Genomic DNA, 19,454 nt, shown 5'->3' with positions numbered 1-19,454 from the left:
CCCTCTTCTTACTTTCCAGTATGGTCCAATTTTTTACAGCATAATCGTCTTGGTTAGCTTTTTTTGAAAATGTTTCCTTGTCATGTTCGTTTCCTTGCCAGCCGCCGTTCTGTTGCTGCCTCCCCCTGTGCCTTACCGCCCTGCCAATCCCTAAATTGGTTGAAATCGGCTGAACGTGTGGAATATAATGAACTCAATTCATAAATATCGAGGTGGATGTAAAAATGAGCGCTCCTAGTTTACAGGCTTTTCAGGATCAAGTTTCCGAATTGTTGCTCCGTCATCGCAGCTTGATGGATGTATTGTCCAAAAATGGTCAAAGCAGCGCATCCGTTAACCGAGCTGTCACCAAGGCTGTTACGGAATGCGGATGCATCGAGCTTCACGCCACGAAGCAGACCTTCGATATCGGCGCTGACCTTGAGCATGCCCGGGAACTCGCCGGCACGCATGTGAAGGGTGAGCTGTGCGAGAACTGCCGTGAGGCCGTCAGCTCCGAGCTTGGACGAAGCCTTTTCTACATGTCCGCCCTGGCTAATCTGCTGGACATCCAGCTGGATGATGTTGTGAGCAAAGAGTCCCAGAAATGCTCGACGCTCGGTCTGTTTAACTTGTCATAATCAGCACTTGCGCTGGCAGCACCAGACGATCATTTTGTTCTTCGATATAAGGAACGGCCTTTTATATGCATATAAAAAGCATTTATTTCACTGCTTAAGGGCAGGAAATAAATGCTTTTTATTATTGGAAATATTCGAATGATGAATAATGGCAGGTTGCTAGTGATCGGAAGATTGGTAAGCTTCTTCGGAATTGTTGTCCTTCTTGCGCTTTTTTCTTCTGAATCTGCGCAGGTTCTGCTGCAGCCCGTAGCCTGCATACAGCACAAGCGGCACAAAGATCAGCATCGATGTCTGCTCCGGGAAGAACACGGCAACCATGACAGCGCCGATAATGACAATCGGAGTAAATTTGATGGCAGTCTTTGGAATTCCGACTTTTTTGAAATTCGGATACTTGACGCTGCTGACCATCAGATAAGACAGAAGCAGCATCGCCACGATCATGTAAGGCGCCATAATCTCTTCGTTGAACAATGCCAGCGTAGCCAGTACGCCGCCTGCTGCCGGGATCGGCAGTCCGATAAAATACCCAGGTATGCCGGGACGAACATTAAATCTTGCCAGCCTCATCGCTCCACACATCGGGAAGATGGCTGTCACGGTCCAGGCCAATGCGTTATTCAAATCGCTGAAAACAGCTGTGTACATGATCAAAGCAGGCGCAACACCAAACGATATAACATCGGACAATGAATCCAGTTCCTTGCCCAGTTCGCTCTGGCAGTTCAAGGCCCGGGCGACACGCCCGTCGAGTCCGTCGAGCAGCATGGCGATAATAATCATAATCGCAGCCATGCTGGTCCGGCCTTCAAAAGCCAGGATAATACCAATCATTCCGAGAAACAGATTACCTAACGTAAACATGTTCGGAATTGATTTTGTCATGTGTATATTCACCTCGTCGTCTAACAGTGTACGTGCAGACATCCATTGATTGTAGGGGTTTTAAATTTGCCTGTCAATGAATACTTGTTCCTGCAAACGCTTGAGCCCTTCCTTGATGGTCCGTGCGCGAACCTCTCCGATGCCGTCCACTTCATCCAGCTCGTGGATGGAAGCAGCCATAATGCTCGGCAGATCCTGGAACCGGTCCACCAGGTTGCGGATAATCACATTCGGCAGACGGGGAATTTTATTCAAAATGCGATAGCCCCGCGGCAGAATCTCCTCCTCGGAGGCCGCCGCCGAGGCCGGATATCCGAGTAGACGCACAATGTGATGAATGTCGAGCAGTTCTTCATCCGTTGAGCGTTTCAAAGCCAGTATGATTTCGCGGATTTTCTCCTCGCTGTACTCGCGCACGTAATCCGCATACAGCAGCCAGGCTTCTTCCTCCATATTGCTGACCAGCTCATCCATCTGCATGCTGATCAGCCGGCCCTCATTGCCAAGCTCATTAATATAGCGCTTGATCTCCTTCTTGATCCGAAGCACCATCTCCACTCGCTGAATAACGTTGACCACTTCCGGAATGGTGACCAGTTCTTCAAACTCCGATGCCGACAGGTTGGTCAGCGTCTGATTGAGGACTGCCCGATAGCGTTCCAGCGTCTGAATCGCCTGGTTCGCCTTGGTCAGAATGACGCCGATTTCCTTCAGCGCATACCGTAGCGAGCCTTGATACAGCGTAATAATGTTCCGGCGCTGAGAGATGGACACAACGAGCTTGCCTGTCTGCTTGGCCACCCGTTCCGCAGTCCGGTGACGGATCCCCGTCTCGATGGAGGCGATGGAGGAATCCGGGATCAGCTGGGTGTTGGCGTACAAAATTCGTTTCAGGTCTTCGCTGAGAATGATGGCGCCGTCCATCTTCGCCAGCTCATATAAATAGTTGGGCGAGAAATCGCAGTTAATGGAGAATCCCCCATCCACAACCTCCATCACTTCCGGGCTGTAGCCGACCACGATCAGCGCCCCTGTCTTCGCCCGCAGCACGTTCTCCAGGCCGTCGCGAAACGGTGTTCCCGGAGCTACCAGCTTAAGCAGATCATTCATTTTATCCAGTTGGCTCGATTCCTTCACCTTCATATGCCCCCTAATCTAACGCAACCGCCAGTGCATCTGCAACGGTATTAACTCCTATAATTTGAATTCCTTTCGGATGTTTCCAGCCTTTCAGGCTCTTCTCCGGCAGGATGACACGCTTGAAGCCAAGCTTCTCCGCTTCCTTCACCCTTTGTTCTGCCCGGGACACCGCCCGAACTTCACCGGTCAGACCCACTTCGCCAAAGATGACATCATAGGGCTTGGTCGGAATATCGCGGAAGCTGGAGGCAATGCTGACGGCAATCGCCAGATCCACCGCCGGCTCATCCAGCTTGACGCCCCCGGCTGCGTTCAGGTATGCGTCCTGCGTCTGGAGGAACATGCCCATTCGCTTCTCCAGAACGGCGATGATCAGATTCATCCGGTGATGATCGACCCCGGTGCCCATTCGTCTTGGCGAAGGAAAATGGGTGGTTGAGATCAGCGCCTGCAGTTCCACAAGCACCGGCCGCGTGCCCTCCATGCTCGCCACCACCGTCGAGCCGGCCACGCCGAGCGGACGCTCCGACAAGAACAGCTCGGAAGGATTGCCGACCTCGCGCAGCCCATCCTCGCCCATTTCGAAAATGCCGATTTCATTCGTCGAGCCGAATCGATTCTTAACGGCGCGCAGCACGCGGTACGTGTGATGCCGCTCGCCTTCGAAATACAGCACGCAATCCACCATATGCTCCAACATGCGCGGTCCAGCAATGGCCCCTTCCTTGGTCACATGGCCAACGAGAACCGTGGCGATGCCCTTCACCTTGGCTAGGCGCATAAACCGGGATGTGCATTCGCGCACCTGAGCTACACTGCCAGGCGCACTCGTCACCTCCGGCAGATAAACCGTCTGAATGGAGTCGATGACAACAAAGCCCGGCTGCACGCTCTCGATCGCCTCTTCAATCGCCTCCAGGTTCGTCTCGCACAGCACGAACAGCTCTTCGGACAGCGCCCCGAGCCGATCAGCACGAAGCTTGGTCTGGCGGACCGATTCCTCTCCCGATATATACAGCACCCGCACACCACTCTGTGCCAAACGGTTCGAGGCCTGGAGCAGCAGCGTGGACTTACCGATCCCGGGATCCCCGCCGACAAGCACAAGGGAGCCGGGAACGAGCCCGCCGCCGAGAACACGATTCAGCTCCGTAATCCCGGTCTGGATACGGGGTTCCTTGCCACTCTCTATATTTATGATCGAAAGAGGTTTTTCTTTACTATGAAAAAGAGGGGAGTTCCTCCCCTGGGTCTTGACAACTGTCTCGGTCTCCTCCACCATGGAATTCCATGATTGGCAGCCCGGACATTTACCGTACCATTTAGGGGCTTCATAGCCGCATTCAGTACAAGTAAATTTCGTCTTAGTTTTGGCCATGAATGTCTCCTTTATCACGTTCGGTCATTGTCGGATTCCGTAAAAGACTGCAAAATCAGACATTACTCAAAGTTTACCATTGAACACAATTCATCGTAAAGACTATTCAGTAACTTTAGGTGCCTATACCCATGGTTTTATAAGGAAGTTGTCCCTATTGTTGATTTCGGTGTGGCGGCACACTTTTTTTAGCTATAATTAACCGTTGTTTAACAAATTTGTCTATCGCCGTCGGATTTAGGATGATCGTTGCATAACACACGTTAGAAAAGTGCAAACACATTTGCGCAAGTATACGCAGAGGAACCTGGCTGATCCCGATAAAAAAGCATGAGCGCCCAAGGACGAATCCCCCCGGACGCTCAGTGCAGTTCTTCTATTCAATCGATCTATATGATCATTCCGCTTCGGCAGCGGCAGTTACTTTGCCTGTCTTGCGAACGACCAGTTCGCCGTTCTCCTCGTCGATGACCACCGAGTCGCCTTTGACCACATTGCCCTTCAGCAGTTCCTCGGACAACCGGTCCTCAACATGCTTCTGCAGTGCCCGGCGGAGCGGACGAGCACCGAAGGCCGGGTCGTACCCTTCCTTGGCAATGAAGCTCTTCGCTTTGTCGGTCAGCTCGAATTCCACGTTGAATTCCAGCAGCCGTTTGCGCAGCTCGTCGGACATCAGCGTCACAATTTCGGCGATGTGCTTCTCTTCGAGCGAGTGGAACACGATGATCTCGTCGATCCGGTTCAGGAACTCCGGACGGAAGCTCTTCTTCAGCTCATCCATCACTTTGCCCTTCATGTTGTTGTAGTCGCGTCCGGCATCGCTCGCGGCGGTGAAGCCAAGCGTCGAGTTGCGCTTGATCGCCTCTGCGCCCACGTTGGACGTCAGAATGATCAGCGTATTCCGGAAATCGACCACGCGGCCCTTGGAATCGGTCAGACGACCATCCTCAAGCACTTGGAGCAGGATGTTGAACACTTCCGGGTGAGCCTTCTCGATCTCATCGAGCAGCACAACGGAATACGGCTTGCGGCGAACCTTCTCGGTCAGCTGGCCGCCTTCTTCGTAACCAACATATCCCGGAGGCGCTCCGACGAGACGCGCAGTGGAGTGCTTCTCCATATACTCGGACATATCGATCCGAACCACGGCGTTCTCGTCGCCGAACATCGCTTCGGCCAGCGCACGAGCCAGCTCCGTCTTCCCGACGCCTGTAGGGCCGAGGAAGATGAAGGAGCCCATCGGGCGCTTCGGATCCTTCAGACCGGCGCGCGCACGGCGCACAGCACGGCTGACGGCTCTCACCGCTTCCTCTTGGCCGATGACGCGGCTGTGGAGAATCTCCTCCAGCTTCAGCAAACGTTCGGTCTCTTCTTCCTTCAGCTTGTTGACCGGAATGCCGGTCCAGTTGGCTACAACGTCCGCGATATCCTCAGGGGTTACCTCGGAGTCCGTGCGGCCTTGCTTCTCTTTCCACTGATTCTTCGTAATTTCAAGCTCTTCACGAAGCTTCTGTTCCGTATCGCGAAGCGCGGCAGCCTTCTCGAATTCCTGGCTTTGGACCGCGGCGTCCTTCTCCTTGCGGATATCCTCCAGACGCGCTTCCTGATCCTTCAGGTTCGGCGGAATCGTGTACGTATGCAGACGGACTTTCGATCCGGCCTCATCGATCAGGTCAATCGCTTTATCCGGCAGGAAGCGGTCTGTAATGTAACGGTCCGACAATTTTACCGCTTCCTCGATTGCTTCATCCGTTATTTTCACACGGTGATGCGCTTCGTAACGGTCACGCAGTCCGTACAGGATCTGGATCGCTTCCTCCGGAGACGGCTGATCGACCGTAATCGGCTGGAAGCGGCGCTCCAGGGCTGCGTCTTTCTCGATATATTTGCGATATTCGTCCAGCGTCGTTGCACCGATGCACTGCAATTCGCCCCGAGCAAGGGACGGCTTCAAAATGTTCGATGCATCAATGGCGCCTTCCGCACCGCCAGCGCCGATCAGCGTATGCAGCTCATCGATGAACAGAACGATGTTGCCGGCCTGACGAATTTCATCCATGATTTTTTTCAGACGGTCCTCGAACTCGCCCCGGTATTTCGTGCCTGCCACGACAGAGCCCATATCGAGTGTCATGACCCGCTTGTCGCGAAGCGTCTCCGGAATTTCATTGTTGATGATCCGCTGCGCCAGCCCTTCGGCAATCGCCGTTTTACCAACGCCCGGCTCACCGATGAGCACCGGATTATTCTTCGTACGACGGCTGAGCACCTGAATGACACGCTCGATTTCCTTGCTGCGGCCGATGACAGGGTCCAGATTGCCTTCCTTGGCAATGGCCGTCAAATCCCGGGCCAGACTATCCAGCGTCGGTGTGCTGACGTTCTGTGGCGTTCCGTGATGGCTCGACACGGCTTCGCTGCTTCCGAGCAGCTGAAGCACCTGCTGGCGCGCCTTGTTCAGGCTGATGCCGAGGTTGTTCAGCACGCGTGCTGCGACGCCTTCTCCTTCACGGATCAGACCGAGCAGAATATGCTCAGTCCCTACATAAGTATGGCCTAATTTGCGAGCCTCATCCATCGAAAGCTCAATGACTTTTTTGGCGCGAGGCGTATAAGCAATATTCGTCGGCTGCTCCTGTCCGCGTCCGATCAAGCTCTCCACTTCGTCCTGGATTTTCTCCAGTCCAAGGCCGAGGCCGATCAGCGCTTTCGCTGCAATGCCGTCCCCTTCACGGATGAGTCCGAGCAGGATATGTTCTGTTCCAATATTGTTGTGGCCCAGACGAACGGCCTCTTCCTGAGCGAGTGCCAGCACCTTTTGCGCACGTTCTGTAAATCTGCCAAACATCATCGTATTGCACCTCCACGTTCGATTCGTATCGTTATTATCGTATTGCGGTTCGTTTCATATCATTAACTACAAGTATGACCAAGTGTTTCCCGGATCAGCTTCGCCCGGTAGACATCCCGTTCCGAAGGATTCATGTTCTCGCCGAATGTCTTCTGCAGAAAGCCGGGCTGTGTCTTCACATTCAGCTCATTCATGACCGAGCTTGGCGGTCCTTCCAGAATGCCCAGATCCACCCCGAGCCGGACATCCGACAAGCGCTGTGCCGCTTCCTTCGAATCCATGACCGCCGCATAGGACAGAATGCCGTAGGAACGCATCACCCGGTCCGTAATCCGGATCTTGGATTCATTCAGAAGCCGCTCTCTGGCGTTCTTCTCATGTTCTATGATCTGAAGCACGACACTGTGCAGATTTTCGATAATTTCGGCCTCGGTCTGCCCGAGCGTAATCTGGTTCGAAATCTGGAACAGGTTGCCCAGCGCCTCACTGCCTTCTCCGTAAATCCCTCGGACCGTCAACCCTACCTGCGACACCGCCGACAGAATCCGGTTGATCTGCTGCGTCATGACCAGCGCCGGCAAATGCATCATCACCGAAGCCCGAAGCCCGGTGCCGACATTCGTCGGACAGCTGGTCAAGTAGCCCCGCTTGTCATCAAAGGCATAATCGACTCTGGACTCGAATATATCATCCAGCGCCGATGCCCGCTCCCAGGCTTCATGAACCTGAAAGCCGGGGTACAGGCATTGAATGCGGAGATGATCCTCCTCGTTGATCATAATGCTTACCGATTCATCATCTGTCAGCACCACAGCGCCGTTGCGGGACTCGCTGGCCAGATTCGGACTGATCAGATGCTTCTCAACGAGCACCTGTTTGTCCAGATCGTTAATCTCATTTAACGGTATGACATGCAGCACGCCGAAGTCGTTCAACAGCTGCTCATCCTCGATGACTTTGGTCAGGCGCTCAAGCACTTCACCGGACTGCTGGTTCGTTGCCAACAGCGGGAAAGGAAGATGCTGAAGGTTGCGGGCTACCCGGACGCGAGTGCTAATGACAATGTCGGAGTCCTGACCGCTTCCACGCATCCATTCGCTGAGCGCATGTTCCGTAAACCGAAGATTGGACATCACGCAATCCCTCCTACTTCAAGTCCAGTTTCATTGGCTCATCGCTCACGAAGCGCTAACCTTGAGCCATGTTCTTCTCGAGCTCTCGAATTTGATCCCGGATTTCGGCCGCAGCCTCAAACTCTTCACGCACGATCCGATATTGAAGTTCCTTCTTCAATTCGTCGAGTCTGCGCTTGAGCTTGATCCGGCCGCCGCTGCGCTTCGGCACTTTGCCGATATGCGCCGTATTCCCATGAACGCGCTTGAACAGCGGGTCCAGACGATCCGAGAAGTAGTTGTAGCAGGAGCTGCAGCCGAAGCGTCCGACCTTGCTGAACTGGGAGTAGGTCATGCCGCATTCTTCACACCGCAGAGATTGTGCCGATATCGCACCTGGCGTCTGCCCTTTTCCGGAAGGATCCAGATCCAGGAGGCCCGACAATAAACTGTGTATAGAAAAACCATTCGACGTTCCGGGGATCAATTCCCCTTTTTCTCGGGCACAGAATTCACAAAAATGAAATTCTGTTTTCTCCCCGTTCACAATTTTGGTGAAATGGAGCGTTGCTGGCCGTTTGCCGCATTCCTGGCATAACATATCACATGCCTCCTTAACAGACAGACTCACTTACCTAATAAAGATACAAGCATGGCCTTCATAATCCGGGCTCTCAGCTCATCCCGATAAGGAAGCTTGACGTTCAGGCACTCCCGAGAAATTGCGGCGCGCATCAAGCAAGCCTCCCGCTTGGTGAGCAACCGGGCTTCCTCAAGCTGATAAATCAGCCCCTCTGCCACCGTCTGGTCAATCATATTGCCAATCGTGTGGTTAAGATGCTTATGAAGCGCCGAATGCTGCGGCAATTCGATACGCTGTATACGAATATAGCCGCCGCCTCCGCGCTTGCTCTCCACGAGAAACCCCTTCTCGAGCGTGAACCGTGTGCTGATGACATAATTGATCTGGGATGGCACGCATGAGAACTGCTCCGCCAGATCATTCCGCTGGATCTCAACGGTTCCTTCCGGGCTTTCCTGTATAATGCTCTTTAGGTATTGTTCGATAATATCAGAGATATTACGCATTGTCTGTTCATCCTCCACTGCTTGAAACGTAAAGATGGATAGGGATCTTACACGTCCGCACAGAGCCTTGCTTATAGGTTGAATTAACCATAATCAAAAACTGCGAACCCTTCGTTGACTTTGACTTTCTTTGACTTTAACTTTATTATAGCACATTTTTTTATTTTGCCAAGGGCTTTCTATTATGATGTTCCATTCACGCCTCACATCATTATTGTACCCCATTTCCAGCCTGTTTATAGCCCTGAAGGCAGCCTTCCGCTCACAGCCCCCTGTACACACAAAAGAGCATCCCCCAATCCTTATGGCAAGGACGGGAATGCTCTTGATCTATGTGCTGCTGTTCAACTCCTAGTGCCGGGCCGACCCCGGACAATAACCGGGAGCCATCGACAGAACTGGAGGTCTTACAGATCATAGGTGATCAAATAATGCTGGAGCTCCGTGTTGTAGTAGCCAATGCTGTACTCTATAATCGAGCCTTCGGCATCATAGGAGGAGCGGAGCCTTTTCAGAAGCGGTGTGCCCGGCTTCACCCCGAGCAGCCGTTCGGTCTCCTCCTGCGCCGGTGCAACCGTGAACCGGTCACGGAATTGCTCCAGCGTGATTCTGCTCTCTTCAATCCTGTCATATAGTGAGGGAAGCTCGCTTTGATCAAGCTCCTCCCCCAGGTCAACTCTGGATGAAATATAATGAATATAGTGAATGTACGGTTGACCGTCCAGCAAATACAGGCGCTCAATATACCGGCAGCGTTCGCCGAATTTCTCGTACAATTCGGTGCCCGGCTCCGGCTGCGTCCAGCCAAAGCTCAGGTGCTGCTTCTGGATCTGATGACCTTCCTCGACCAGAATCTCGGTGAAGCGTTTGCCCTTGGACAGCTTAGAAAAAGAGGTGTTGCGGATCACAATGGTGCCCACGCCGCTTCGCTTGTCCACATAACCTTCCTGGTACAGCTCCTGGATTGCGTTGCGGATCGTCATCTTGCTGACGTTGAATTCCCGCTCCAGCTGCGGCTCGGACGGAATATGGGACCCGAGCGGATAGACGCCGTGCAGAATGCGGTCTTTTATAATTTTTTTGATCTGCAAATATAGCGGACCGTTCTTCCGTGTAATCGTCATCTCTGATCTTACCTTTCAACATCTGACATGTGCTCATTCATCGCCTGGACAATCTCGCGCTCATTGGCCGTAGGCGTATCCCCGGTCACGGTATGCGCAAGCATTCCGGCAGCGGCTGCGAACTCTACGGTGCGCTTCGGGTCATACCCTTCGAGGGTGCCGTGAATTATGCCGCTTGCATACGCATCCCCGGCCCCGATCCGGTCGTGAACCGAGAAGGTGAGTTGCTTCGAATATTCGAAAGCGCCCCCCGTATAAATATATCCCTGCAAAGAATGCGTATTATCGCCGTTAATGCTGCGATGAGTGCCGGCTGCAACCTTTATATCATACTTGGTTGCCGCCTGTGGAATCAACTCCTCCAGCTGCGCCCGGCGTTCCGTCTTCGTCGTGGTCAGTCCCAGGATGTACATCGCATCCTTCTCATTCATGAACACCACATCCGCCAAGGACAGCATCTCTTCATAATGCGGTCTGGCATAAGCATAGCGGTCCGCCCCCCACAAGGAAGGCCGATAATTGCAGTCAAAGACCACCTTGCCGCCGCGGGCCTTGACGGCACGGGCGAGGCTTTTCATTTGAGAGCGTACCTGATCATTCATCGCAAGCGTAATCCCGCAAAAATGCACCAGATCAATGCTGTCAGCGATCGCTTCAAAGTCGTAGACATCGTCTCCCGCGGTGTTGAAGCTGCTGCCGAGCCGGTCGGTGTAAGTGACCCTGCCCGGACGGACGCCAAAGCCGTTCTCCAGAAAATACATGCCGATATATTTGCCAGCCCTGCTGACCAATCCGGTATGGATGCCAAGCTTACGCAGGTAGGCCAAGGCTGCCTCACCCAGCGGATTATCCGGCAGCGTGCTGATCAGATAACCGGTATGTCCGAGGCGCGACAGCGCAGACGCAATATTGACACCCGTTCCCGAGAAGGAATAATTCAGATGACTCTCCTGTGCCAAGGATGCGTAGCCCGGAACCTGAAGCCGCATCATGACCTCGCCGAACGCAGCGATAACCTTAGGCATACTGATCCACCAGCGCTTTAAGTTTCTGATGCAGCTCTTGAACATCACTCACGATCGTATCTCCGCTCGCGGCGTCGATGATGGACGAGTAGACATGCGGAATGACCTGCTGTACCCCGGCTTCCAGTGCGATGCGGACAATCGCTTCAAAATTGTCCTTGTCGATGCCGCCGGTCGGCTCAAGCGCAAAGCCCTCCTCGGCACATGCCTTGGCAACTGCTCGATACTCATCTTCGAGCTTAAGCCCCTGCATCGGGAAGTATTTTAGGGCATTGCCCCCCATATCACGCACAAGAGCAATTGCCGCCTTAACCGGCACAACCGCATGCTCGCTGTTAGCCGCGCTATACGGCCCCGTGGAGATATTCACATAGCCGACCTGTCCGGACGGGGACACCAGGCTGTTGATCCAGCCGTCAGCACCGTTAAGATTGGCCCGGGTGGCTCCTACCGCCGGGAATACCTGATTGATATGCGTGCCCGGGTAGCTTTTTACAATCTCGGCCACGACAGCGGCCTGACGATTGTCGCCTGCCCCAAGACCGATGGACACGGCATCTTCAATCGCTGCCCCGTACTCCTTCATCGCAGCTACCGCTTCCTGCACAGTGGGATAATTTTTCGAGAGAACGCCAACGAGCACATATCCTTCCGCCGCTTCGAATACTTCTTTTGCATTCTGAATGCTGCCAGCCAGGACGTTCAGCGCAGTCCGGTTCTTGTACAATCTGTTATCGATGTTTGCCATAATTATTTGCCTCCTGCTATTTGCTGAATTCTTGAAATAATGACCTGCAAATCGTCTCCCGCCAAAGAGCGCGGATCGATATCGAAATAACCCTGACGCACGCCGTAGTCCCTCGTGTAGATGGCAATTTCGCCCTCGCGGAGCTGATCGTTCATCTCCTTGGCTGTCACGCCTGCCTCATCCGGATTCACCTTCACCCGGCCTCGGAATATCGCGCGTCCTGCCTCATCCTGCACAATCGCAACCTCGATGCCCGGGAGAACAGACAACCCCTTCAGGGCTTCCAGCGCGGCCTTCTCCTGCTCACTCTTGTCTTCCTTGACGATGTATTCATCCAGCGCCTGCAGCAAGCCAAACGTGGTCTCTTTGCCAACCTTCATGCTGCGACCAATGCCGTGAAGCTGTACCTTCACCCATTCGATATACTGACGCTTGCCGCCCACGATGCCGGAGGTGGGCCCTTCAATCGCTTTCGACCCGCTGTATATAGCCAGATCGCCGTACTTCACATATTTATGGATATCTTCCTCGGCTGCCGCATCGATGATCAGCGGAATGTCATGCGCCCGTGCCACCTCGGCGGCTTCCTCAACCGATATCATATTCTTCTGAACACAGTGATGGGACTTCACATATAAAATAGCCGCGGTATGCTCGCCGATGGCCTCCTCAATATGCTCCTTGCGGCCTTCATTGGCATACCCCACCTCAACGACTTTGCCGCCGCCAAGGTATACCATCGTCTCTACCGGCGCCCCATACTGAACATTATGCCCTTTGAGCATGATGATCTCATTGTTCGCGATCGGTTCTTGATGCAGCCTGTCGCTTCGTCTGCGGTTGCCCTGGGTCACAATCGCCGCCACGGACAGCGCGATGCCGCTGGAAGCCGAGTTCACCACGACCGCAGCCTCCGATCCAAGGATACGGGCGATGTAGTCGCCAGCTTTGTCCACCAGATCGGCAATTTCCACATAACTCTGTCCGCCGATTCTCATCGCTTCCATGACCGTATCCGTCGGGGCTGACACCCCGAGAATGCTCATGCGCCCGCTCGCATTAACAACTCGCTTCAATCCGTATTTAGCATGCAGTGAATGATCCATGGACCACAACTCCTTTTGGCTCAATATATCGTTTGGCAATTCTCGTCTCTCCCTCGGAGTCCGTCAGTTCAATATCCCCCTCGGTGACGGTAAACAGCGTCAGATGCGCAGGATCCCCAACCTGGATCCGCCCAAGCTCAGGCCTTCCCAGCCAGACGGCTGCTGCTTCAGTCACTGCTGCAATCACTTCGTTCAGGCTGTAGCCCAGCAGCAAAAACTTGGACATCACATGAGCCAGACTGTACACCGGGCCGTTCAACCGGTTACCTCTGTAAATATCCGAACTGATCGTGTTCGGGGCAATCCCGTGTCTTCTGGCAAATTCGGCGACCCGGAAGGAGAAGCTGGCAGTTCCATGCCCGACGTCCAGATGTACCCCGCGCGCAATAGCTTCCTGAAGCGCCGGCAACGGGTTACCATCCGGGGTGAACAGATTGTTCGCCTTCCCGTTCAAGTAATGGGTGACGATGTCACCCTTCTCCAGCAGGGAAATGACCTGTTCAATCCCGGGAGGGCCTGAGCCGATATGCACCATCAGCGGCAGCGATGTATCAAGCGACAGCTTCCTCGCCCGCCGCAGCGGCTCCACTCCTTGCTCCTTAACGACGCTCCGGCTAATCCTTGCCTTCAGTCCGACAATTATATCCCGGTAAGACCCGAGCGCTTCCATGACGCGCTCAGCATCAATCCAGTCCAAATTCGACAGCTCATCAATGCGCTCCAGCCCGATGTGCGAAATGTTCAGGAATGCGAGCACGTTGGTCTTGGCCCGCGCCGCATCCTGCGCCAGTTCTCCGATACGGTCTGCACCGCAGCTGCCTGCGTCTACAATGGTGGCTACCCCTTGCTTGACGCCGATCTCATCAATTTCGTCACCGTAGGGATCCAATCCGGGAACCGCATGCACATGCATATCGATCCAGCCGCTGGAGACATACTGTCCCGAGCCGTCATACACCTTATCCCCCTGGGCCGAGTTAGCCGGGGTTATAGCCGCAATCCGGCCGTTCTCAACGACAATATCCAGAGATGTACCCTGTACCGTCTGGACATTGCGAAGTACGAGTTGCTTTTCCAAGATGGCCTCATCCCTTCCTTTCCCATTCCCTGTTGCAATTCCTATACTGACTGTCCTGAGCCACTTGCTTAATGAATCCGTTCCAGTTACTGCTATCCATCTTACTGTCTTCCCTAGCATAGCATAGATTCATAGCGATGTGAATATAACGTTATAATGTTTGATGGTAAAAGAAATGGCAAGCTCGGCCCATTCGGTCACCAAGCTTGCCTTCGTTGTCTATTTTTAAAACCCATATTTCGTAATAACCGCGACTTGCTCAGGCTGCTACCTTCCGTTCAATCAGATATGCTGTTGCATACAGGAGGAGGATGGAGACTATAACTTCAAGTATCGCATCCCCCCAGGACTGACCCACCGGGCCAAGTTGAAAGAACACTCCTTCTTCGTTAATAGACCCGCTTTGCGACCAGTATCCATCTCCAAACAGCTTTTGGGACACCCATCCGATGATAGAGTGCAGCACAAGGAATGTAAGGATGCCGATCCAGACTCCGGCTCTACTTGATGTAGTTCTAGATACTGCAGTAGCAAAGAAAATCGTCAGCATCAGGAAGATAAAGTTCCAAACGAGCATGATCAGTGCCTTCAGGTAGTCCCAATTATCGAAAACGGTGTGGAATGCCAAGCTGGAATCGTGAAGACCAAGCAGGTTGAAGTACATCCACAAGTGAAGCAGAACCACTGCACCTAAGCACAGCACACCGAGACACCCCATCAGCAAAGGGGACAGAATCGACCATATGGAATGGAGGGGGAGCAGACGCCGCTGATAGCTCTTGATGTTATAGTCGAAGGTTTTCACCACAAGCACTACCATTAGCACACCAACGGAGCTGTAGGCCATGATACCGAGACCCAGCATAGCGGCCGGAAGCCATCCCCACATGAATCCCATGACCATGATGGCGATTTGAGCAATGATCAGAACTACGAGTGCTCCTAGCACCGTGGTAGAGTTGCGTTTCCAGTCGTATTTCAGAAGTCTCATCATTCCGCGAACACCCCTTTGAACATCTCATCTACACTTTTTCCATGCTTCATGCGGATATTCTCAACTTCATCATGCAGCACAATTTCACCATTTCGTATAAACACAACTTCATCAAATATTCGTTCAATGTCCCTTACAAGATGTGTGGAAATGATCAGTGAGCTGTCCTCATTATAGAACTCCACAATTGCGTCCAGAATTTTGCCTCTGGCTACCGGGTCCACCCCTCCGATCGGTTCATCCAGCATATACAGCCGGGCATTGCGGGACAGTGCCAGCGTCAGCTGCAGTCTCTCATTCATCCCTTTGGACAGCGCGCTGATTCGATCGTTAAGCTGAATATTCATAAATTCCAGCATGTTGTGTGCCTTCTGGACATCGAAGTCCTGGTAGAAATCCTGAAAAAATGCGACCGCATCCGACACCTTCATCCATGCTTCCGTCAGCGGCCGGTCCGGCATGAACGAAACGATAGACTTGGTATCAAGCCCGACCGGGGTTCCGCTGATCGTCACATGGCCTGAGGAGGGCTGCAGCAGTCCGGCGGCAATCTTCATAAAGGTGCTCTTTCCGCTCCCGTTTGTCCCCAGCAGTCCGATGATTTTTCCGCTGCCAATGTTCAGGGATACGTTGTTAAGAGCTGTTCTTCCTCGCATATATACTTTACTGACATGGTCGAATTGAAGCAGTTGATCCATGCTGTACATTCTCCCTTCTCATATTACCGGTTATGGTTTCACCGCATCGGTTACGATCGCTACGATGTCTTGCTCTTCAAAGCCCAGCTCCTGCATGCCTTTGATGAAATTCTCCAGCAGTTCGCCAGCCATTTCTTTTTTTATCGTCATAATTTTCTCTTCCTCACTGGTTACGAATCGGCCCAAGCCGCGACGTGTTTCCACGATACCTTCACGCTCCAATTCTTGAAAGGTTCGCTGCACTGTATTCGGATTGATTTGCAGCTCTGCTGCAAGCTCACGGACAGATGGAATTTTATCACCGGGCCGAAGCTTTCCGATCACGATTTCTTTCTTCAGGTAAGTCATAATTTGCAAATAGATCGGCAGGTTATTATCGAACTCAATACTCATGCTCCCGTTACTCCTTTCGGCCACTCTTCCCTACATGCACCTATACTAGCGTCGTTTGAACTAGCTCATTTTCCTAGGCGACATCCCGTTTATTAAACGTGATAAATCCAGCCATAAGAAAGAAGAGAAGGTATGCAGCGAGAACAATAATAGAAAACATCAAACTCATGCCCGGAAATACTGCTCCGGCGCCTCCATCATACATGGACAGATCGACGTTGAAAAACAGCAAATATTTCGCCCAGCTATATCGGGCTAACAGCTGAACCGCAAGGCTTTCCGCCACGATCATAAACATGCCGATCCCGATGGCAGATCCTGTGGAGCGGGTGAGAATGCCAGCTGTGAAGGCCAAAGTTACATAGATGGTGGTGTACACCATGTTGTATCCGCCTGCCCTAAGCACTTCACTAAGCGAAGTCGCACCGGGGCCTTCTACTGGGCCAAACACCAATTGACCGGTCAACACCGCAGCTATCCCGAGAAAAACGACAAGGGTTGCGGAATAAATCAGGACCATAACATATTTCGAAGCCAGAATTTGAGACCGTGTCTGCGCTCGAATCAGCAAAAACTTGATTGTCCCCATGCTGTGCTCCTTCGATACGGTGCCGGCCGTCATAACAATCGCAAGCAGCGTCAGCATCGCCCCCATCCCCCTGGTCGACAGCGCCATCTCCGCAAAACCATAGCCATCCACTGTTCCCTGCGCGAACTCAGACAGAATAAACGCCACAAAAATGACCATCCCTGCCAGCAAAAGATACGGTATAAAGAAGCTGCGTTTCTTAAACATCTTCAGCCACTCATTCCAGAGCAAATATCCAAAGCTACGCAATGCGGTTCCCTCCCGTCCATTTCAGGAATTCATCCTCAAGCGAGGACTTGCATTCTTCTACACGATAAACTCTGACTCTTGCTGCAGACAGGGAGTCGATAAGGGAAGGAATATCCTCCTCTGGGAGCTGTACTGTGACTGTCCCGTTATCCGGCTGCGTCTCCAGCACCTGAATTCCTTGATGAAGCTGGGCCGTCTGCTGCGCGAGCCCGACATCGTTCACTCGCAGCGAGATCATCACTTGCTGTTCCTTCGCATTATCCGCTGAATGATCTCCAATCAAGCGTTCAGTTAGCAGCTTGCCCTCCTGAATGACCACGACCCGGCTGCACATCAATTCCATCTCCGACAGCAGGTGACTTGAGACGAGTATGGATATGCCCTCTTCCTTAGCAATCTTCTTCAAGTAATCCCGCATTTCGCGAATGCCTGCCGGATCCAGTCCGTTCGTCGGCTCATCCAGAATCAGGATGGAAGGGCTGTGCAGCAATGCCTGGGCGATCCCAAGCCGCTGACGCATCCCTAACGAGTAGGCGCGGACCTTCTTATGAATCGCATCCTGCAGTCCGACCAGCTTCACCACTTCCATAATCCTTCCGATGCTCACACCCTCGGCCATGCGTTGATACTGTCTCAAGTTGTCATAGCCGCTCATGTATGGATAGAACTCGGGATTCTCGATAATCCCACCGATGTAACGAATTGCATTTACAAAATCCTTCTTAATACTATGCCCCTGGACGAACACATCACCGCTGGTCATTTCAATCAGGCCTACAATCATCCGGATGGTTGTTGTCTTGCCTGCACCGTTAGGGCCTAGCAAACCTACAACCTCCCCCCGGTAAATATCAAAGGTCAGCCCGTCGACAATCTTTCGATTGCCGATCGCTTTCGTCACGCCTGCTACTGACAGAACCGCTTGGCTGGTTTCCGAGACCGCCATTGCTGCATTTCCGGCTCCCCCGTGCGCCTCCCGCTCGGCGGGCGCATATGATCCGTTCATGTTTCCACTCCTCATCCGTGTTGGTGTCATAGTTAAATAGTACACTAGTGTTTTGGTATTGTAAATAGTTATTTTTATAAAAAATTTGACATCTATGCTGAATAGGATTAATCTATTTCATATAACCTTATGGTTATATTTTATTCAGGAAGGAGATACTGGATGAGCGATATATACCGGGCTATATCCGATCCCATCCGAAGACAGATTCTGAATATGTTAGCTGAACGGGAACTTCCCCAATTGGAGATTGTAAAGTCGTTTACCATCTCACAGCCTGCAATTAAGAAACACCTTGCTATTTTGTTAGAAGAGAAGCTTGTACTCGAGCGACGGGAAGGTAAATATTGCTTTTACCGATTAAATACCCCTGTTTTCGAAGTAGAGTATCAGCGTCTTCAGAATGAAATCGGACGTATTCTGGACAACAAGCTGAATCGATTGAAACAATATCTTGAGGAGGAGTCTTAGTATGGGAAACATTTTTAACCATGTCAAAAGAGAGATTCTGATCCGCTCGACACCAGAACGAGCATGGAGCGCATTAACCGATCCCGAGGAGCGAAACCGCTGGGAGACACGTCATTGTCGAATCGACCTGACCGTAGGAGGGATTGTCGAACTGGATTATGGGTGGGGCGTCTCTTACCGAGGTAAGATCGTTGAGCTGATTCCATACAAGAAGCTGGCCCTTCAGAACGAAGCCGGAGAGTTCACAATATGGACGCTCGAAGAGCATGCTGATGGAACACTGGTCGCGATTGAATACACTGGACACTGGGCCAGTGAACAAGAGTATATGATGATGGACAATATGGCGTTTGGTACGTATCGTTTTATGCAGAATATGAAATATGTGCTTGAGGATAGCAAAGACATCCGCTCTTCCTTCTGGACTAGTTGGATCGGTGTTCAGCATTATACATACCAGGATCACGAAGTGTCTGGCACCAAGGTCCTCGAGGTTATTCCTAATACGTCTGCAGATGGCATTATCGAGGCAGGTGATGTCATAGTGCAGGCGGATGATCATTGTATCCAGAACTATGACCAACTCGAGGAAAAAGTAACCTCTATGCAGCCCGGGGATCCTATCACGCTAACATGGATCAGAAACGGACAGCCGATGCAGACGACGCTCACCGTCTTGCCTTACGGTCAACGGACACCAGCCGAGAGAACTTAGTTTATACCTGTCTGGCGGCAGAGTTCCCCCATATTCTTCATGCAAAAATTTGAGCCGACTACTCCATACTCAATAATAATTAGACTGACTACATGAATTTCATTTCCTTAACCATTCATGCTGTAAATAATAAAGCCCGTTATCGAATATTCGATAACGGGCTTTATTCGGTTGTTCGCC

20 protein-coding genes are annotated in these 19,454 nt (G+C 52.3%); 3 read left to right on the top strand and 17 right to left on the bottom strand.

Annotated elements, in window-relative coordinates; translation table 11 throughout:
- The first annotated feature begins 224 nt into the window (after nt 1-224).
- A complete protein-coding gene (locus tag CHH75_RS21090) occupies nt 225-620 on the top strand; it encodes a nucleoside triphosphate pyrophosphohydrolase family protein (protein WP_095267513.1) in 396 nt (131 codons plus the stop codon).
- 159 nt (nt 621-779) lie between these two features.
- Here the strand turns inward: CHH75_RS21090 and pssA are convergent, their stop codons facing one another.
- The 17 genes from pssA to CHH75_RS21005 all read right to left on the bottom strand — a co-directional run bounded on the left by pssA (nt 780) and on the right by CHH75_RS21005 (nt 18,028).
- Nucleotides 780-1,508: a CDP-diacylglycerol--serine O-phosphatidyltransferase gene (gene pssA / locus CHH75_RS21085; protein WP_095267512.1), complete on the bottom strand. Its 729-nt coding sequence runs from the start codon at nt 1,506-1,508 to the stop codon at nt 780-782.
- 60 nt (nt 1,509-1,568) lie between these two features.
- The gene (gene disA, locus CHH75_RS21080; RefSeq protein ID WP_155618807.1) at nt 1,569-2,651 is read right to left on the bottom strand and encodes a DNA integrity scanning diadenylate cyclase DisA; all 1,083 of its coding nucleotides are present in this window, start codon (nt 2,649-2,651) and stop codon (nt 1,569-1,571) included.
- Nucleotides 2,652-2,658: 7 nt separating this feature from the next.
- The gene (gene radA / locus CHH75_RS21075) at nt 2,659-4,026 is read right to left on the bottom strand and encodes a DNA repair protein RadA (RefSeq protein ID WP_095267511.1); all 1,368 of its coding nucleotides are present in this window, start codon (nt 4,024-4,026) and stop codon (nt 2,659-2,661) included.
- A gap of 397 nt (nt 4,027-4,423) precedes the next feature.
- Nucleotides 4,424-6,877, bottom strand: coding sequence for an ATP-dependent protease ATP-binding subunit ClpC (gene clpC / locus CHH75_RS21070; RefSeq protein WP_095267510.1), 2,454 nt, complete (start codon nt 6,875-6,877; stop codon nt 4,424-4,426).
- Nucleotides 6,878-6,939: 62 nt separating this feature from the next.
- Nucleotides 6,940-8,010 carry a protein-arginine kinase McsB gene (mcsB, locus tag CHH75_RS21065; protein ID WP_095267509.1) on the bottom strand — a complete coding sequence of 357 codons (1,071 nt, stop codon included), beginning with the start codon at nt 8,008-8,010 and terminating at the stop codon, nt 6,940-6,942.
- A gap of 55 nt (nt 8,011-8,065) precedes the next feature.
- Complete coding sequence (gene mcsA, locus CHH75_RS21060) at nt 8,066-8,590, bottom strand: protein-arginine kinase activator protein McsA (protein WP_095267508.1); 525 nt, start codon at nt 8,588-8,590, stop codon at nt 8,066-8,068.
- Nucleotides 8,591-8,616: 26 nt separating this feature from the next.
- Nucleotides 8,617-9,078: a CtsR family transcriptional regulator gene (locus tag CHH75_RS21055; RefSeq protein WP_095267507.1), complete on the bottom strand. Its 462-nt coding sequence runs from the start codon at nt 9,076-9,078 to the stop codon at nt 8,617-8,619.
- A 407-nt stretch (nt 9,079-9,485) separates the two neighbouring features.
- Nucleotides 9,486-10,202, bottom strand: a complete 717-nt coding sequence (locus CHH75_RS21050) for a GntR family transcriptional regulator (RefSeq protein WP_095267506.1) — start codon at nt 10,200-10,202, stop codon at nt 9,486-9,488.
- 8 nt (nt 10,203-10,210) lie between these two features.
- Nucleotides 10,211-11,227, bottom strand: a complete 1,017-nt coding sequence (locus tag CHH75_RS21045; protein ID WP_095267505.1) for a sugar kinase — start codon at nt 11,225-11,227, stop codon at nt 10,211-10,213.
- Nucleotides 11,220-11,975, bottom strand: coding sequence for a 2-dehydro-3-deoxy-phosphogluconate aldolase (dagF, locus tag CHH75_RS21040; RefSeq protein ID WP_095399115.1), 756 nt, complete (start codon nt 11,973-11,975; stop codon nt 11,220-11,222). Before dagF ends, CHH75_RS21045 begins: the two co-directional genes overlap by 8 nt.
- 2 nt (nt 11,976-11,977) lie before the next feature.
- The gene (locus CHH75_RS21035) at nt 11,978-13,081 is read right to left on the bottom strand and encodes a DgaE family pyridoxal phosphate-dependent ammonia lyase (protein WP_095399114.1); all 1,104 of its coding nucleotides are present in this window, start codon (nt 13,079-13,081) and stop codon (nt 11,978-11,980) included.
- The gene (locus CHH75_RS21030) at nt 13,059-14,159 is read right to left on the bottom strand and encodes an amidohydrolase/deacetylase family metallohydrolase (protein WP_095399113.1); all 1,101 of its coding nucleotides are present in this window, start codon (nt 14,157-14,159) and stop codon (nt 13,059-13,061) included. Before CHH75_RS21030 ends, CHH75_RS21035 begins: the two co-directional genes overlap by 23 nt.
- A gap of 259 nt (nt 14,160-14,418) precedes the next feature.
- Nucleotides 14,419-15,153, bottom strand: coding sequence for a hypothetical protein (locus CHH75_RS21025; protein ID WP_095399112.1), 735 nt, complete (start codon nt 15,151-15,153; stop codon nt 14,419-14,421).
- The gene (locus tag CHH75_RS21020) at nt 15,150-15,851 is read right to left on the bottom strand and encodes an ABC transporter ATP-binding protein (protein WP_095267572.1); all 702 of its coding nucleotides are present in this window, start codon (nt 15,849-15,851) and stop codon (nt 15,150-15,152) included. The genes CHH75_RS21025 and CHH75_RS21020 overlap by 4 nt, the downstream gene beginning before the upstream one ends.
- 30 nt (nt 15,852-15,881) lie before the next feature.
- Nucleotides 15,882-16,244 (bottom strand): GntR family transcriptional regulator, encoded by a 363-nt coding sequence (locus tag CHH75_RS21015; protein ID WP_095267500.1) that lies wholly within the window; start codon nt 16,242-16,244, stop codon nt 15,882-15,884.
- A 73-nt stretch (nt 16,245-16,317) separates the two neighbouring features.
- A complete protein-coding gene (locus CHH75_RS21010; protein ID WP_095399111.1) occupies nt 16,318-17,082 on the bottom strand; it encodes an ABC transporter permease in 765 nt (254 codons plus the stop codon).
- Nucleotides 17,075-18,028, bottom strand: coding sequence for an ABC transporter ATP-binding protein (locus tag CHH75_RS21005; RefSeq protein WP_230875819.1), 954 nt, complete (start codon nt 18,026-18,028; stop codon nt 17,075-17,077). Before CHH75_RS21005 ends, CHH75_RS21010 begins: the two co-directional genes overlap by 8 nt.
- A gap of 222 nt (nt 18,029-18,250) precedes the next feature.
- Between CHH75_RS21005 and CHH75_RS21000 the strand changes: the two genes are divergently transcribed.
- Together CHH75_RS21000 and CHH75_RS20995 are read left to right on the top strand one after the other, a co-directional pair.
- A complete protein-coding gene (locus CHH75_RS21000; RefSeq protein ID WP_095267497.1) occupies nt 18,251-18,559 on the top strand; it encodes a metalloregulator ArsR/SmtB family transcription factor in 309 nt (102 codons plus the stop codon).
- Between the two features lies 1 nt (nt 18,560).
- A complete protein-coding gene (locus CHH75_RS20995) occupies nt 18,561-19,274 on the top strand; it encodes an SRPBCC domain-containing protein (protein WP_095399109.1) in 714 nt (237 codons plus the stop codon).
- Nucleotides 19,275-19,454 lie beyond the last annotated feature (180 nt).

The sequence above is a fragment of the Paenibacillus sp. 7541 genome, assembly GCF_002276395.1.
Classification (GTDB): domain Bacteria; phylum Bacillota; class Bacilli; order Paenibacillales; family Paenibacillaceae; genus Paenibacillus_AQ; species Paenibacillus_AQ campinasensis.
Note: the sequence above shows the minus strand (reverse complement) of the source record. Positions and strands in the feature narration are given on the sequence as shown.

What these genes read in the sequence shown, in the direction of transcription:
- CHH75_RS21020 (WP_095267572.1), bottom strand. Translation starts at nt 15,851, where the DNA reads ATGGATCAACTGCTTCAATTCGACCATGTCAGTAAAGTATATATGCGA.
- CHH75_RS21035 (WP_095399114.1), bottom strand. Translation starts at nt 13,081, where the DNA reads ATGGATCATTCACTGCATGCTAAATACGGATTGAAGCGAGTTGTTAAT.
- mcsB (WP_095267509.1), bottom strand. Translation starts at nt 8,010, where the DNA reads ATGTCCAATCTTCGGTTTACGGAACATGCGCTCAGCGAATGGATGCGT.
- CHH75_RS21025 (WP_095399112.1), bottom strand. Translation starts at nt 15,153, where the DNA reads ATGATGAGACTTCTGAAATACGACTGGAAACGCAACTCTACCACGGTG.
- CHH75_RS21055 (WP_095267507.1), bottom strand. Translation starts at nt 9,078, where the DNA reads ATGCGTAATATCTCTGATATTATCGAACAATACCTAAAGAGCATTATA.
- mcsA (WP_095267508.1), bottom strand. Translation starts at nt 8,590, where the DNA reads ATGTTATGCCAGGAATGCGGCAAACGGCCAGCAACGCTCCATTTCACC.
- CHH75_RS21000 (WP_095267497.1), top strand. Translation starts at nt 18,251, where the DNA reads ATGAGCGATATATACCGGGCTATATCCGATCCCATCCGAAGACAGATT.
- CHH75_RS21045 (WP_095267505.1), bottom strand. Translation starts at nt 11,227, where the DNA reads ATGCCTAAGGTTATCGCTGCGTTCGGCGAGGTCATGATGCGGCTTCAG.
- disA (WP_155618807.1), bottom strand. Translation starts at nt 2,651, where the DNA reads ATGAAGGTGAAGGAATCGAGCCAACTGGATAAAATGAATGATCTGCTT.
- pssA (WP_095267512.1), bottom strand. Translation starts at nt 1,508, where the DNA reads ATGACAAAATCAATTCCGAACATGTTTACGTTAGGTAATCTGTTTCTC.
- dagF (WP_095399115.1), bottom strand. Translation starts at nt 11,975, where the DNA reads ATGGCAAACATCGATAACAGATTGTACAAGAACCGGACTGCGCTGAAC.
- CHH75_RS21090 (WP_095267513.1), top strand. Translation starts at nt 225, where the DNA reads ATGAGCGCTCCTAGTTTACAGGCTTTTCAGGATCAAGTTTCCGAATTG.
- clpC (WP_095267510.1), bottom strand. Translation starts at nt 6,877, where the DNA reads ATGATGTTTGGCAGATTTACAGAACGTGCGCAAAAGGTGCTGGCACTC.
- CHH75_RS21015 (WP_095267500.1), bottom strand. Translation starts at nt 16,244, where the DNA reads ATGAGTATTGAGTTCGATAATAACCTGCCGATCTATTTGCAAATTATG.
- CHH75_RS20995 (WP_095399109.1), top strand. Translation starts at nt 18,561, where the DNA reads ATGGGAAACATTTTTAACCATGTCAAAAGAGAGATTCTGATCCGCTCG.
- radA (WP_095267511.1), bottom strand. Translation starts at nt 4,026, where the DNA reads ATGGCCAAAACTAAGACGAAATTTACTTGTACTGAATGCGGCTATGAA.
- CHH75_RS21050 (WP_095267506.1), bottom strand. Translation starts at nt 10,202, where the DNA reads ATGACGATTACACGGAAGAACGGTCCGCTATATTTGCAGATCAAAAAA.
- CHH75_RS21005 (WP_230875819.1), bottom strand. Translation starts at nt 18,028, where the DNA reads ATGGCGGTCTCGGAAACCAGCCAAGCGGTTCTGTCAGTAGCAGGCGTG.